At 36.4% G+C, this 14,661-nt stretch carries 11 protein-coding genes; 4 read left to right on the forward strand and 7 right to left on the reverse strand.

The features are described 5' to 3' along the window. Positions 1 to 69: 69 nt before the first annotated feature. The 4 genes from B2145_RS05950 to B2145_RS05960 all read right to left on the reverse strand — a co-directional run bounded on the left by B2145_RS05950 (position 70) and on the right by B2145_RS05960 (position 3,819). Entirely contained in the window at positions 70 to 1,044 is a 975-nt protein-coding gene (locus tag B2145_RS05950) for an APC family permease (protein WP_349677716.1), read from the reverse strand. A 113-nt stretch (positions 1,045 to 1,157) separates the two neighbouring features. Continuing rightward, positions 1,158 to 1,346 carry a hypothetical protein gene (locus B2145_RS17600; RefSeq protein ID WP_349677717.1) on the reverse strand — a complete coding sequence of 63 codons (189 nt, stop codon included), beginning with the start codon at positions 1,344 to 1,346 and terminating at the stop codon, positions 1,158 to 1,160. An 87-nt stretch (positions 1,347 to 1,433) separates the two neighbouring features. Further along, positions 1,434 to 2,198: a PRC-barrel domain-containing protein gene (locus B2145_RS05955; RefSeq protein WP_291099606.1), complete on the reverse strand. Its 765-nt coding sequence runs from the start codon at positions 2,196 to 2,198 to the stop codon at positions 1,434 to 1,436. Positions 2,199 to 2,319: 121 nt separating this feature from the next. Further along, positions 2,320 to 3,819 carry a trypsin-like peptidase domain-containing protein gene (locus B2145_RS05960; protein WP_291099609.1) on the reverse strand — a complete coding sequence of 500 codons (1,500 nt, stop codon included), beginning with the start codon at positions 3,817 to 3,819 and terminating at the stop codon, positions 2,320 to 2,322. Between the two features lie 423 nt (positions 3,820 to 4,242). Here B2145_RS05960 and B2145_RS05965 point away from each other — a divergent pair, with 423 nt between their 5' ends. From B2145_RS05965 to B2145_RS05980, 3 genes are all read left to right on the forward strand, one after another. Beyond that, complete coding sequence (locus B2145_RS05965) at positions 4,243 to 4,722, forward strand: hypothetical protein (RefSeq protein ID WP_291099612.1); 480 nt, start codon at positions 4,243 to 4,245, stop codon at positions 4,720 to 4,722. An 812-nt stretch (positions 4,723 to 5,534) separates the two neighbouring features. Further along, positions 5,535 to 7,196, forward strand: coding sequence for an alpha-galactosidase D (locus B2145_RS05970; RefSeq protein ID WP_291099615.1), 1,662 nt, complete (start codon positions 5,535 to 5,537; stop codon positions 7,194 to 7,196). Positions 7,197 to 7,705: 509 nt separating this feature from the next. Beyond that, positions 7,706 to 8,995: a DEAD/DEAH box helicase gene (locus B2145_RS05980; protein WP_291099617.1), complete on the forward strand. Its 1,290-nt coding sequence runs from the start codon at positions 7,706 to 7,708 to the stop codon at positions 8,993 to 8,995. Between the two features lie 763 nt (positions 8,996 to 9,758). On the opposite strand, the gene B2145_RS05985 is transcribed toward B2145_RS05980, so the two are convergent. Then, complete coding sequence (locus B2145_RS05985) at positions 9,759 to 11,153, reverse strand: Gfo/Idh/MocA family protein (protein ID WP_291099620.1); 1,395 nt, start codon at positions 11,151 to 11,153, stop codon at positions 9,759 to 9,761. Positions 11,154 to 11,172: 19 nt separating this feature from the next. Beyond that, positions 11,173 to 12,471 carry a TolB family protein gene (locus B2145_RS05990; RefSeq protein ID WP_291099622.1) on the reverse strand — a complete coding sequence of 433 codons (1,299 nt, stop codon included), beginning with the start codon at positions 12,469 to 12,471 and terminating at the stop codon, positions 11,173 to 11,175. A gap of 37 nt (positions 12,472 to 12,508) precedes the next feature. On the opposite strand from B2145_RS05990, the gene B2145_RS05995 reads away from it, so the two are divergent. Beyond that, complete coding sequence (locus tag B2145_RS05995) at positions 12,509 to 13,345, forward strand: hypothetical protein (protein ID WP_291099625.1); 837 nt, start codon at positions 12,509 to 12,511, stop codon at positions 13,343 to 13,345. On the opposite strand, the gene B2145_RS06000 is transcribed toward B2145_RS05995, so the two are convergent. Then, positions 13,306 to 14,661, reverse strand: a 1,356-nt coding sequence (locus B2145_RS06000; RefSeq protein ID WP_291099628.1) for a YifB family Mg chelatase-like AAA ATPase, incomplete at its 5' end; no start/stop codon positions are given. The two genes, B2145_RS05995 and B2145_RS06000, sit on opposite strands and share 40 nt — an antisense overlap.

A 14,661-nucleotide genomic window follows, 5' to 3' on the forward strand; every position in this document is an offset into this window, starting at 1 on the left:
ATTCAGCGCTTTAAATATACAACTATTCTTTTTGTTATGCAAATTTGGGACTTATAATACCAATCGAATTCAGGTTAGTAATAAAACAGCAGCAATGATAATAAGTAGCATATCACTCTGTGCTTTCATCCATATAAAAGCCGCTAAAACAATTACGTCAAGTACAATAGTGGTCAAAAGTATCGCAGCATTTACCTTGATTTTTTTTCGTAAATGTTTATAAACACCCCATTGGATAATAATATCCATAATCAGATAAAAGATGGCTCCTAAAGAAGTAATTCTGGTAAGATCAAAAAATATGGTTAAGCTAATAGCTATAACAATAGTATAGGTCATCATATGCTGTTGAAGGTTACCCGGCATCCCGAAATGCTTATGGGGTATCAGTTTCATTTCTGTGAGCATAGCAGTCATCCTGGAAACGGCAAATACATTAGCTAAAACGCTTGACGCAGTAGCAATTATGGCAAGACCTACTGTAAACCAGAGGCCATATTTTCCGAAAGCAGGCTTTGCAGCTTCCGCCAGACAGTAATCTTTTGCCTCAATAATTTGAGGCACTGAAAGGTTGCCCGATATGGCAAATGCAACCAGTAGATATACTATCGTACAGATTACAAGCGAAATCAGTATAGCCTTTCCCACGTTTTTATGGGGTTTTACAATTTCTGCACCACTATTTGTGATGGTAGTAAATCCTGCATACGCCAAAATAGATAGGGCAAGCGCACCTAAATAACTTCCTATGGAATAGTCACCCGAAATTTCTGCAGAAATGGATTTGCCAAAAGAAAAGCCAGCTGCCCAAAGCCCTCCAATCGCAAAAAGGTCTATTCCACCAACCTTGACAATAGCCATGATAAATGAAACTTTATCGATGACCTTATTTCCTGCAATATTGATAAAAAAAGTTAAGACCAGTAAAAGCACACCCAGCAAGGGTATCCAGAAATTGCCTTGACTACCATCAAATAATTGCATGGTATAAGACCCGAATGTACGCGCTACCAAACTCTGATTAATCACCATTGCAAAAGCCATCAAGAGAGCCGCTACGGCCGTAACGATGCCTTTACCATAAGCCTTTCATTAAGTACATGGCTATTCCACCCGAGGAAGGATAAGCATTTGACATTTTTATATAAGCATATGAACTACATCCTGATATTAATGCTCCTACTATAAAGACAATTGGAAAACAATGATCCAGATAATTCAGCCACCTGACCCAGAAGGGCAAAAATGGCTGCACCAATCATAACACCAGTACCGAGGGCAACGGCGCCTTTCAGCGTTAAACTGTTTTTTTTATACTCTTCATTGTTTATATCGCTGTTTTTCATGAGTGTCTGTTTTCTTCAGTAGGATTAAAGATTTTCAATCACTGATTTTAATTAGATTGAATTTCTTCTACTATTTTAGATAAGTCTTTATAATCTACTGCCTGCATAATAGTTATCCATAACCTTCTTATAGGCTTCATTTACATCTTGATCAGGATCATATTCCGGACTTTTTTTTATCTCTTCTTCTGTAGAATTTACAACAACAGTAGAAGTATCCCAATCTATTTCCTTTATCAATATTGGTGAAATGAGCACCTTTTTCCCAGGCAACCAATGCCCTGTATCCACCACAAGGAAGTCAAGTTTCCAGCTGCTGTCGTCAATAATAAAATCTTCCACATCTCCAATTTCACCGTCAGCAGCATGAATGGTATAGCCTTTTACTTTGCGTGTGCTTCGCAGATGGGGATCACTACTTGAATCTTTAGCTGATGATTTATTTTCATTATGCACCGCTACTTCAAGGGGTTCACGAACTTGCGTCATCATTCCAGAAGTGCCCATGCCCATTAGCCCATAACCACCACCCCAGTAACTTGTCCAGGGATAATATTCATACATTTCAATTTCATGCTGGCGGGAGACGGGTTGTTCAGTGTCAATATCCGGACTGTTCTTTATTTGTTCTTTTGTAAGATTAACCGGGAAAATTTCATGTTCCCAATCAGGTTTTACTATTGCTTCAGTTGCGATAAGCACTTTGCGGTGATTCAGCCAGCTACCTGTTTCTACAATTAAATAACGAATGGTCCAAGTCTGATCGTCAAAGTAAAACTCTTTTACTTTTCCAATCTCTCCATCGGTTGCACCCATGGTGAAACCGGTTAAACTTTTAATGTTGCGTTTCATATTTTAAATTATTTTGATTGTTCTGTTTATTCTTTAATACCTACTGGATAAAAAGGATCTGTGAGTTCACTAACCGTTAATGGGTTTGCCGCCTGTATCTGATTCCACAAAATATTGATTATTAAGCACCTAAAAAGAAATTGAACATTACCTTAGATCCATCAGGTGCAATGGCAAAGATTTGTATATTTCCTCTTTGAGCAGATAAAAAGGCCATATCTATATCTTTGGAATTATTGATCGGTTTGCCGTTTATATAGGCAATTATAGTTCCGATGGGAATTCCATTCTGGTCAAAAAAAACACCCTTGCGAACATTTGTTACTACCACCCCTGAATTAATATTGAAGTATTGTTTCTGCCGATCTGTAAGCGGTGCAAAACTGACTCCGAGTTTAGCATAAATTTGGTTCAGTGATTCATTGGTATTAGATATAATCTTAGTTGATGCCTCCCTTTTTAAAGTTGCAGAAACATTCTTGATTTTTCCGTCACGCAAATAGCTTAGTTTGATTGTATCGTCAGGTCGATGCCTTGCAATCCTTTCTGAAAACTCTGTTGATGAAGCCAATTGTATTCCATCTATACTTTGTATAATATCGCCTTCTTTAAGACCTGCTTCGGCTGCTGCACTTTTGTTCATTACACTCGTTATAAAGACACCATTTACTGATCCAAGGACAATACCCTGTTGCTTAAAATAGTGCTCTTCAACTGAAGGTGAAGGAAATGCAACTCCCAATATTCCCCGATTTACCGAACCATACTGTTTAAGGTCATCCAGAATTTTCTTAGCCAGATTTACAGGTATGGCAAAAGAATATCCAGCATAGCTCCCTGTTTGAGAAGCAATGGCACTATTAATACCAATCAGTTCTCCATCTGTATTTACAAGTGCACCACCACTATTTCCAGGATTAATTGCAGCATCAGTTTGAATAAAAGATTCAATTGCCGTATTGCCGGTTGTTCTCAAATTACCTTCAGAATTGTTTCTCCCAGATCGGTTAATTATTCCGATGCTTCTTGCCTTGGCACTTATAATCCCTGCAGTAACGGTAGTATTTAGCGAGAAAAGATAACCAATAGCTAATACCCATTGACCAACTTGGACAATATCAGAATTTCCTAATTTTACAGTTGGAAGTCCTTCCGCATTTATTTTTAAAAGCGCCAGATCGGTATTCGGATCACGACCAATTAATTCTGCGGAAAACTCACGCTTATCAGGTAATATGACTTCAATTTCTGAAGCATTTTCAACAACATGATTATTTGTTGCTATATATCCATCCTCAGTTATTATTACACCGGAACCTGATGCTATAGCAGGAATTCCGGATCGCGTGCCATAAGGTTGTCCAAAATTAGTATTGAACCCCGTTGGTGAAGTTTTGAAGAATGTTTTAATATGAACCACTGCAGGCATCACAGCTTTTGAAGCGATTACAAAATCGCCAAATCCGTTTGAAATATTCCCCTTTTCGGTATTGACAGCTAAAGGTGTTATCACACTTTTATCAATAGAAACAACATCAGGTAATTTTTTTCTACCCGTACAACTGATGCCAAAGATCTGTAGGATTGAAAACAGAACTATAATTATTAATGTGTTTTTCATATTGTAATTATTAACATTAATCTCAGATAGTAAAAATCGTCTTCTTAAACCGGAAAAGTGTTACATCTTTCCTGAAAAGATTTATATAATTTACACATTTGAGTAATATTCCTTTAACAAAAAATAGTACAAGCAGAAGTATGGTTGGTAAAAATGGTTCCCTAGTTTTTTCAAAAAGGTAGGCTCTGTGTGACGTGGCAAAAACAAACCCGCCTGACGGATTGCAAAACCGCCTAACGATTTGACGAAAGAGATTGTTCCATAAGGAAAAAAGGAGTTAAGAAAAGAAACGTTTCAAAATTAAAAACGATCCGTGTATTTTATTATAAGTTAGCTGAAGTGCTGTACTATAATTTTGCCCCAATTTATTTCCATTTTTTAATCTTCGATTAAATTCATTAAATTTAATAAAATTCTAAAATCATGTCAAATATACTCAAAGTAATTCTTGGTGTTATTTTTTTAAGCCAAGTTCCCGTTTTAAATGCTCAAAATATAAATAGGTCAAAGCTGGAAAAAAATGTTCCAGTGATTGTTCTTGAAATGTTTAATCAAAAATTCCCCTCTTATGACGCTGTTTGGTTTTCTCAATATCACGGAAGATATAATGAAAAGTTAGTTTTTGAAGGGAAGTTTGTTTTTGAAAAACGCTACTCATCTGCGGTTTACGATAATGATGGGAATCTTATTGCTTTTGCCGCAACGATTGATAAAAACGAATTACCTGACAACGTAATTAAATACATGACCGAAAAATATCCTTCTTTTCCAATTGTTGATGCTTTGTTAGTGTCCCGATCCAAAAATAATGATACTTATGAGGTTGGAATTTATATTGATAATCAATATGTAATAGAAGTATTTTCAAAAATTGGAGATTTTATCAAAAGTACTAAGCCATAATGGCATGGTTGGTAAAAAATGGTTCTTTAAATTGTACAAAAGGGTAGGCTTTGAATGATGTGGCAAAAATCAACCTTATTATCACGGGCCATCAAATTGTCTTTCAGCGGTGGCGCTTTTCGCTCAGCCATCGGGTTTGGCTCTGCTCTCCTGCGTTTTATTTTTTTAGAAACGCGTTGTAGTAAAATAAAATATCCCATTATCAATTGTCACCGGTAACGCAGTCGAAGGGTGCTTTGCCCTAAATCAAGGTACGCCAAAGGCGGACTTATATTTTTTACCCTCCGTTTCACGCTGCTATCCCTCCTCTCCACTCCGTAAACTTCGTTCCTTTCTAGGTCCAGCGTGGCTGTTCGATTGCCGCAACACCGCCGCCGCGCTCCTCGTCCCGAAAAAATCGGGACTGCGGTGCTTGGGGGTGTTTGAAAAATTCCACGAGAACTATAGTGCATTTTCTCGAAAAGAAAGATAAAAAAATCCAGCAAATTTAGCATCCATTCCTCACTCTCAGTCGGTCGTTCCGATAGCTATCGGAACTCCCTCCATTCCCGTTCGTCATTGCTGCTGTTTTATGGCTTTCTTTTTTTCCTTTTTTCTTTTCTCAAAAAGAATTTTAATTGTAGTTTTAATCACATATATTTACTCTCTAATTAACAAAAATTGGTTCGTTTGAAGGTTTTTAGACGAACTGACATTGGCAACAAGTAAAACCTCTTGATTCAAACATTTTGTGCAACTATTTTAGATAAACGGTTGCCTTCAAAAAAAACTTATATATTTTAGCAACTTATTAAATTAAAATCTTTGCTGTTATGACACTAAACTTCATTTTAAAAAAGAGTAGTATTCTTGGAACACGTAAGCTAATCGCTGTTGTATTCTGTGTTTTTATTGCAGTATCTGCCACATCACAGGTAGTAAATAGACCAAAATCCCCAATCATGGGTTGGGCTAGTTGGAACAATTTTTTTGTAGGTATTAGTGATACTATAATTAAAGGTCAGGCTAATGCGATGGTTTCTTCGGGATTAGCTACAGCAGGCTATAAGTACATTAACATTGATGATGGCTTTTTTTATGGTCGTTATACTGATGGCACTTTACGGATTGACTCTGTCAAATTTCCTAATGGAATGAAACCATTAGTTGATTATATTCATTCAAAAGGATTAAAAGCCGGATTCTATTCCGAAGCCGGTGCAAATACGTGCGGATCGCAATATAATAATCAAACCGGAGGTATCGGTAGCGGCTTGTACAATCATGACCAACAAGATGCCAATCTGTTTTTTAAAACCTGGGGTTTCGACTTTTTAAAAGTAGATTATTGCGGTGGATTAGTGCAAAAACTAGATGAAAGAACGCGTTATACAGCAATAAAAGCTGCAATTGGCAGTACCGGCAGGACTGATATAAATTTTAATGTTTGTCGGTGGCAGTTTCCCGGAACATGGGTAACAAAGGTTGCTGATTCGTGGAGGATTTCTCAGGATATATCCTTCGATCAATATGTCAAATGGGATAGGGTGCTTTACGTGATTGATTGTAACACTTTTTTAGCGGCCTACTCAAGTCAAGGCCATTACAACGATATGGATATGATGGAAGTGGGCAGAGGATTGACCACCGTAGAAGATAAAAGTCATTTCAGTATGTGGTGTATATTGTCTGCACCGTTGGTTTTAGGCAACGATCTTACAAAACTTACCCAACGAACAAAGGATATTCTAACAAACACCGAGGTTATTGCAGTTGATCAAGATACAACAGGTGTACAAGGGCATTTGGTTTCCGATAATGGAGCAGGTTTGCAGGTATGGGCTAAAAACCTTAACGGTAAACAAAGCAATGAACGGGCAGTTGTCCTTTTTAATCGAAGCGCAGTGGCAACTCCCATGTCCGTGAAATGGAAAGATTTAAATTTAGCAGGAGCAGCTACCGTTCGTGATCTTTGGTTGCATACCGATTTGGGTAGCATGGATTCTATGTATACAGATACTGTTCCATCGCATGGTGTGATTATGTTGAAAGTTGTAGGAAGTCAAACCAGATTGCAAGATGTATTTGAAGCGGAGTATGCCTGGATAAACAATTTTAACCTGACTCAAAACAGTGTGGTCGTTGCCAATCAAGGTAAAGTTATTACTGATGCTACATGTTCAGGTCGTGCTAAAGCAGGTTGGTTAGGCAATAGTGCCGATAATTATATCGAATTCCGTGATATTTATGCAAACGTTGCAGGGAACTATAATCTTACTATTTCATATCTATGTGGAGAGAATAGAAATGCAACATTTACTGTAAACGGAATAGATACTCTTATAACAAACTTGAATTCCGGAGGCTGGTCAACTATTAGTACCAGAACTATTTCAGTAAAACTAAATACAGGTTACAATACTATTCGTATTTCCAATGCGACTGGATGGTTGCCCGATATTGATAAGATTCAACTTGATTTTTATAAAGGTTAAACAGCTTCAACCGGAATTCATAATGATTCATATTTATCATTAAGAGTTTATCCAAATCCATGTACAGATACGGTTCCAGCTCGGAGGGAAATATTAGTCTCCATCTCTCGGTTTATTTATGTCATCCTGAGCATTGCGAAGGATCTCATCAACTACTGTCATTTGGCTCACCGCCGAAATAACTCCACCTACCACCGCCATATAACCTGCAACACTCACCACCACCGCAGGTAAAACAATGGGGGCAGCCACAACTGTTCCGCCGATAGCCAACAAAGCCCGAAAGCGCAGATTTACAATCCGTGCCCATAAACACAAGCAAACAAAGCAAAGACCACTACAAATTAAAAGATAAAAACAGTACGAATAATCATAATAAGTACGGATTAGAACGTAAGTATTTTAACAAAGTCAAACAATCAAAGGCACATCGAAAAAAATTAGCAGTACCTTCGCGCCAACTTAAAGAAGTAAACTAAATAATTGTGTTTGCTTCATAAACACTATTTATGTCATTTAACTCATTAGGCTTATCTGATGCTTTATTAAAAGCCATCAGCAAAAAAGGATACACAACACCTTCCCCAATACAACAAAAAGCAATTCCGCCAATCCTGGAAGGTAAAGATGTATTAGCATCTGCCCAAACAGGAACCGGGAAAACAGCAGCTTTCACATTACCCATATTACAATTATTATCGCAAGGGAAACACTTAAGCCACAGACCCATTCGTGCCTTAGTATTAACTCCAACACGAGAATTGGCGGCCCAAGTATATGCCAATATAAAAGAATACAGTGAATTTTTAGATTTACGCAGCGCAGTAATTTTTGGAGGCGTAAATCAAAATCCACAAGTGGCGCTAATACGTCAAGGCATTGATATTTTAGTCGCAACTCCAGGTCGATTAATCGATTTGCAAAATCAAGGTTTAATCTCTCTTTCCAAAGTTGAAATTTTGGTTTTAGATGAAGCAGACCGTATGCTAGATATGGGATTTTTACGAGATATTGAACGTATTATAAAAGTATTACCTTCAAAAAGGCAAAACTTGATGTTTTCGGCAACCTTTTCAAAAGACATCAAGAAATTGGCAATGGGTATTTTGCACAAACCAATTCAGGTTGAAGCTACACCAGAAAACACCACAGTTGACGCTATTATTCAAAAAGTATATCCTGTCGCCAAAGAGAAAAAAACAGAATTGATAATCAAACTGATTACCGAAGGCAACTGGAAACAGATTTTGGTATTTACGCGTACCAAACAAGGTGCCAACAAACTGACTGAAAGTATGATTAGTGCTGGCATTAAAGCAGCAGCGATTCATGGCAATAAAGGTCAAGGCGCACGAACCAAAGCCCTAGCCGGTTTTAAAAACGGAAGTCTAACCGCTTTAGTCGCCACAGATATTGCCGCTCGAGGTTTGGATATTCCATTGTTACCGCATGTCATTAATTTTGAATTGCCCAATATTCCAGAAGATTACGTTCACCGAATTGGTAGAACCGGAAGAGCTGGAGCAAGTGGAGAAGCCATTTCGTTGTTTAGTCCAGACGAAACTGTTTTTTTACGTGATATAGAAAAATTGGTGGGTTTGAAATTGCCTAAAGAAAACATCAAAGGTTTTGAGCCAGATCCCAACGCTTCAAAAGAACCAATTAAACAAGGACAAGGAAGACCACAACGCAATTCAACTCCTCGACAACCCAAAACAGATACTACAAACAGAAGCAGTAATAATAGCTTTGGTCCGAGACGCCCCAATCAAAATAATGACAGACGTTCTAATAGATAAATTGTTTTTTAGGAGCAGAATGTTTTCGTTTATTAAGAAGCTATTTCCCGCTGTCCACTACAATCTTTTTTAGGCTTCCAGCCTTTGGAAGGCTGGAAGCCTAAAAAAGGATTTTCGTTTCTATCGGGGCTATAAACCACTATTTTCTTTCTAAAAACCTTTTTGAATTAAAACCTTTGAAAAACAGAATGCCGCTCATCAAAATCTTAGACTTTGAGTATGTGTTTTTCAATCACCTACTGACCATAAATTTCAAATAATTGAAAAACAAAATCGACTAAATACGAAAGTCACTACCTCAAAGTCGGAGACTTTACCTTTACGATCACGAACCACACGAAAGGATTCGTGCGGCAGCGGGGTGAAGGAGTCCTAGATTTACCTAAAATACTTACTGCGGCAAAACAAAATGGCGTTGAGTATTTCTTTGTTGAACAAGATATGGTTCAAAATCCTGAAATAGCATTGAAAAAAAGTATTGAATATTTAAAGTCTCTTTAAATACTAAGAAATTCTATTTTTTTAATAAAATAGCACTTGCTGGAATATTGAAATTGATGTAAATAGTAATATAAAAGTATGGACTCAATATCAATTTTGCGTAACAACTTGTTTTATAATTGAAAAAGAATCATTTAAAAGAGGTTACCTAATGAAAGGCAACCTCTTTTAAATTTAACATTTCACCGATTTTGTGCGAGGAGATAGGATCGTCACCTCATGCAACAAATTCAATTTCATTCAAATACCAGATTTTTAATTATTATTTCAATTTCATTTTTACAGGATCCCAATGAATAATTTCCTTGCTGAAATAACTTTTATTACATGATAATGCAGGGGCAGCCGCTCTAAATCCAAATTCAGCATCTTCGATAACAGGCTTACCGGTTCTTACAGAATCAAAGAAATTAGTAAAGTGATCTAAGTGATCATCGTATCCTTCAGGCGCCTTGAAAATGATATCATCTTTTATTTTTCTTTTTTGCTGCTCAGATGTCCATTTAGCATTATAATCCTTTTGCATTTCTTCTTGCATACTTTTTGAAAAAGTAAACAATGAATCATATCCACCAAAACCAGGAGCTTCTGGCATTAAACTATGCTTTAATGTAATATTATTTCCATTCACTTCAATCACACCCTCAGAACCTATAAACTTGATTATCTCTTGACCACCAGTTCCACTAATAAAATTAACTTGAAGTGTCATTAAAAAAGCAGCGTGCTCTTTTGTTTTAGGATATTGTAACACGCCTGACATTACATCTGGTAGGTTCCTACCATCTTTCCAATAACTAAATTGGCCTGTGCTAAAGATACTTTCCGGCCCTTTTGAATTCGTTATTAAATGAGAACCGCTCAACAAATGAATAAACAAATCACCTGCAACCCCTGTCCCAACTTCTTTAAAAGCTCTCCACCAAAAGAATTTCTTTGCATCATATTCCATCTTTTCGGTTGCTTCAATAAATTTATCCCAATTGGTAGTCATTGCATTGGCATCCTTTGGGATTGTATACTCCCATGCACCAATAGAACTTTGCCTGTCATATACAGCATTAACCATATTCAATTCACCTATTTCTCCTGCAACTAATAATTCCTTAGCTTTTAAATATCCGATACTACTTACACGCTGACTACCTACTTGTAACACTTTACCTGATGTTTTAGCCGCATCCATTACAGAATAGCCCTCACTGATTTTATATACCATTGGTTTCTCGCAATACACATGTTTCCCTTTTGCGAGAGCATCAATTGTGATTCGAGCATGCCAAACATCTGTTGTACAAATTAAAACTGCGTCAATATCCTTACGATCTAATAAGTCTTTATAATTATTAGTTGTATAAAGACTTTCTCCAAATTGTTCTTTAGCATTTATTAATCTACCTTGATAAAGATCACAAATACCTGCCAATTCAACTCCTGGAACTTTCAGTGCAGTATTTAAATCAAAATGTCCTTGAACTCCATAACCAATAACCCCAATTCTAATTTTATCATTAGAAGAGATTTTTTTGTCATAAAATAAAATTCGCTCTTCGGCTTTTATACTTGTTGCAAAAGAGGAAAATGGTGTTGATGCTACCAATAAACTAGTTGCTCCAATTTGCTGTAGAAACTTTCTTCTTGAATTATTATCTTCCATATTTATAGATTTAATTAGATTATTTGATAGAATAACTTACAAAAGCTACTTTTCTACTATCTGAACTCCAAGATGGAACATTGATAGTACCTTGACCTCCAAAGAAAATTGGAGTAATTACCTTGATTTGTTTTGTGGCTATATTCATCAATTTTAATTGAACATGCTTGCCAAACAAGTGATTTTGCTTCTCATCAGACAAGTATGAAATAAATACGATCCATTTGTTATCCGGTGATGGATGTGCAAACCAATTTGAATTATCATCAAAAGTCAATTGCTCTTGATTAGTCCCATCCGATTGCATTCTCCATATCTGCATATGTCCAGTTCTGTAAGAATTAAAATAAATATACTTACCATCAGAAGAATAATCAGGCCCATCATCTAATCCATCAGATATTGTCAATCTTTTTTCTTCTCCTCCATCAACGGGTATTGTGTAAATGTCAAAATTCCCATTTCGTTCTGCACAATATGCCAATGTTTTGCCATTTGGACTCCAACCATGCCAATAAGAAGGCGAGTTTTTTGTGATTAACTTAGGGACTCCACCATTAATTGGTAATGTATAAATTGAAGATTTGTATATTTTGTTTTCATAATCTATTTTGTCGAAATTACTTATCACAAGCATTTTCTTGTCTGGAGAAATACCATGATCATTATTGCACGCATTTGCAAAATCTGTATTTATTACCGATACTTTATTAGATTGAATATCAAACTTGTATAGCTTCCCATAACTATTTAAAATTAAATAATTGTCAGGATGCCAATTGGGCGCTTCAAAGTGACCGTTCAAACTTGACAATACTTCTAGTTCACCTGTTTGAACATCTACTGTTTGGATATAAGAAATTGTATCTCTTGTATTATTTTCATAATGATGACCTGTTTGTCCCACTAGTTTCCATTTATTAGAAATCTTCTCTAGAAATCTTATTTCCTTTGTATATGACCTTTCCCCATCTTTTGAGATTGAAACTTCATCATGCTTCACCCATGCAGTATTACTATGTATACTAAATTTAAAATTAGTATGTACCGAAAATCCACCACCCCCAATAGAAGTCACAGAAGGATTAAATATAACGTCAGGGTCTAAATCAAATACTTTACCATTACCTGCCGACACCAAAACTGTATTATAAGGTCTACGCTCCCAACATGCTACATAGCCATTAATGTCACCTTTTCTCCAAGCATTACCTTCTTTTGAAAGTGTGTTTTTGATTAAAATTGAATCTTTCTCAGATTGACTAAAACACGATGCAGTAGCATGTATTATAAGAAATGCCAAATAATATTTTTTCATAAAAATTAATTTAGTACATGACAAAAAACAGATTTCATTGAAAAATAACCAATATTTAATTAGAAAAAAAAGACTGAAATTTACTATATTAAAGAATTATTACCACATAATTTTTCTAATGAGAAACATCAGTCTTGAGTGTAAAGATACAGCGTTAATTTCGGTTTTGCAAAGTCATTTTAAGGGAGAAATTAATTTAGCAAGGGTCAAGCTTATTTGTTTATTTATAACGGCTTTATGCAAAATAAAGACAATTAATTATGACAGATTAGCATCTGGATTTGACACCAAGACGGATAAAAATAGTTCTTATAGAAGAATACAACGATTTATGAAGGAGTTTGACTTCCCTATGAGGACAGTTTCCTTTTTGATATTCAACTTACTGCCTTTTAAAGATGGTTTGGTTTTAATATTAGATAGAACCAATTGGAAGTTTGGAGCTAAAAATATCAATATATTAATGCTCGGGGTTAGTTATAAAAATGTTGCATTTCCATTGATGTTTAAAATGTTAGACAAAAGAGGGAATTCCGATACAGAAGAGCGAATTGATTTAGTCAAAAAGTACATCGAATGGTTTGGAAAAGAAAGCATTGATTGTTTGTTGGCTGACCGAGAGTTTGTTGGAGATAAATGGTTGGCTTTTTCAAACCAAAACAATATTAGATATTACATTAGAATAAGGAATAATTTTAAAATTTTTTCTTATCAAAAGCAAGCAGAAATTAAAGTATTTTGGTTGTTTAATAATTTGAAAATAGGTGAGTTTTATCCCCCCGCTCCCGCACGAATCCTTTCGTGTGGTATGTTTCCTAAGAATGGGCTAATAAATCACCCCAACCAACCATCTCTATCCAAACTTCTATACTGAATGGCTTCGGCAATATGTGAAGAAATAACTTTTGGAGCCGCTTCTAAGTCGGCGATGGTTCGGGCTACTTTTAATATTCTGTCATAAGCACGTGCCGAAAGATTCAAGCGTTCCATTGCCGTTTTTAATAATTGCTTGGAAACATCGTCAAGAGCGCAATATTCCCTGATGTGTTTGGTATTCATTTGCGCATTGTAATGGATATTTTCCATTTGCACAAAACGTTCCGTTTGGATTTCACGCGCAGCGGTAACTCTTTTTCGAATATCGACGCTGCTTTCTGCTTTTTGATCTTCGGATAATTTTTCGAAAGGAACTGGCGTAACTTCAATATGAATGTCAATTCGGTCTAATAATGGTCCCGAAATCTTGCTCAAATAACGCTGCATTTCGTGAGGTGAAGAAGTTTGTGGCGAATCAGGATCGTTAAAAAAACCACTCGGACTTGGATTCATACTGGCTACCAGCATAAAAGACGATGGATAAGTTACGGTAAACTTGGCTCTGGAAATCGTCACTTCCCTATCTTCCAAAGGTTGACGCATCACTTCCAACACGTCTCGCTTAAATTCCGGTAATTCATCCAAAAACAAAACACCATTGTGTGCCATAGAAATTTCTCCAGGTTGAGGATAACTTCCGCCTCCAACCAAGGCAACATTTGAAATCGTATGATGCGGACTTCTAAACGGTCTTTGATTCATTAATCCTGCCTCTTTGAGTTTTCCTGCTACGCTATGAATTTTGGTGGTTTCCAGTGCTTCTCGCAAAGTCATTGGTGGCAAAATACTTGGTAATCTTTTGGCTAGCATTGTTTTTCCCGCTCCTGGTGGACCAATGAGAATAATGTTATGTCCGCCGGCTGCGGCAATTTCCATACAACGTTTGATGCTTTCCTGCCCTTTCACATCACTAAAATCAAATTCCGGAAAATCCAACGTTTTATAAAACTCGGCTCTTGTGTCAATGATTGTAGGTTCTAAAGTCCCTTTCCCTTCGAGAAAATCAATTACTTCCTGAATGTTTTCAACGCCATAAACGTCTAAACCCGCAACAATTGCGGCTTCTTTCACGTTTTGTTTTGGAAGAAAAAAACCTTTAAAACCTTCTTCTTTCGCTTTTATGGCGATGGGTAAAGCGCCGCGAATGGGTTGCAAACCACCGTCGAGAGACAGTTCACCCATAATAATATATTTGTCTATTTCATCTGCTTTTATTTGTGAGGAAGCAACAAGAATCCCAATTGCCAGCGTCAAATCATAAGCCGAACCTTCTTTTCTCAAATCGGCTGGTGCCATATTGATGGTGATTTTCTT

Source organism: Flavobacterium sp. UBA5153 (assembly GCA_002413745.1).
Lineage (GTDB): Bacteria > Bacteroidota > Bacteroidia > Flavobacteriales > Flavobacteriaceae > Flavobacterium.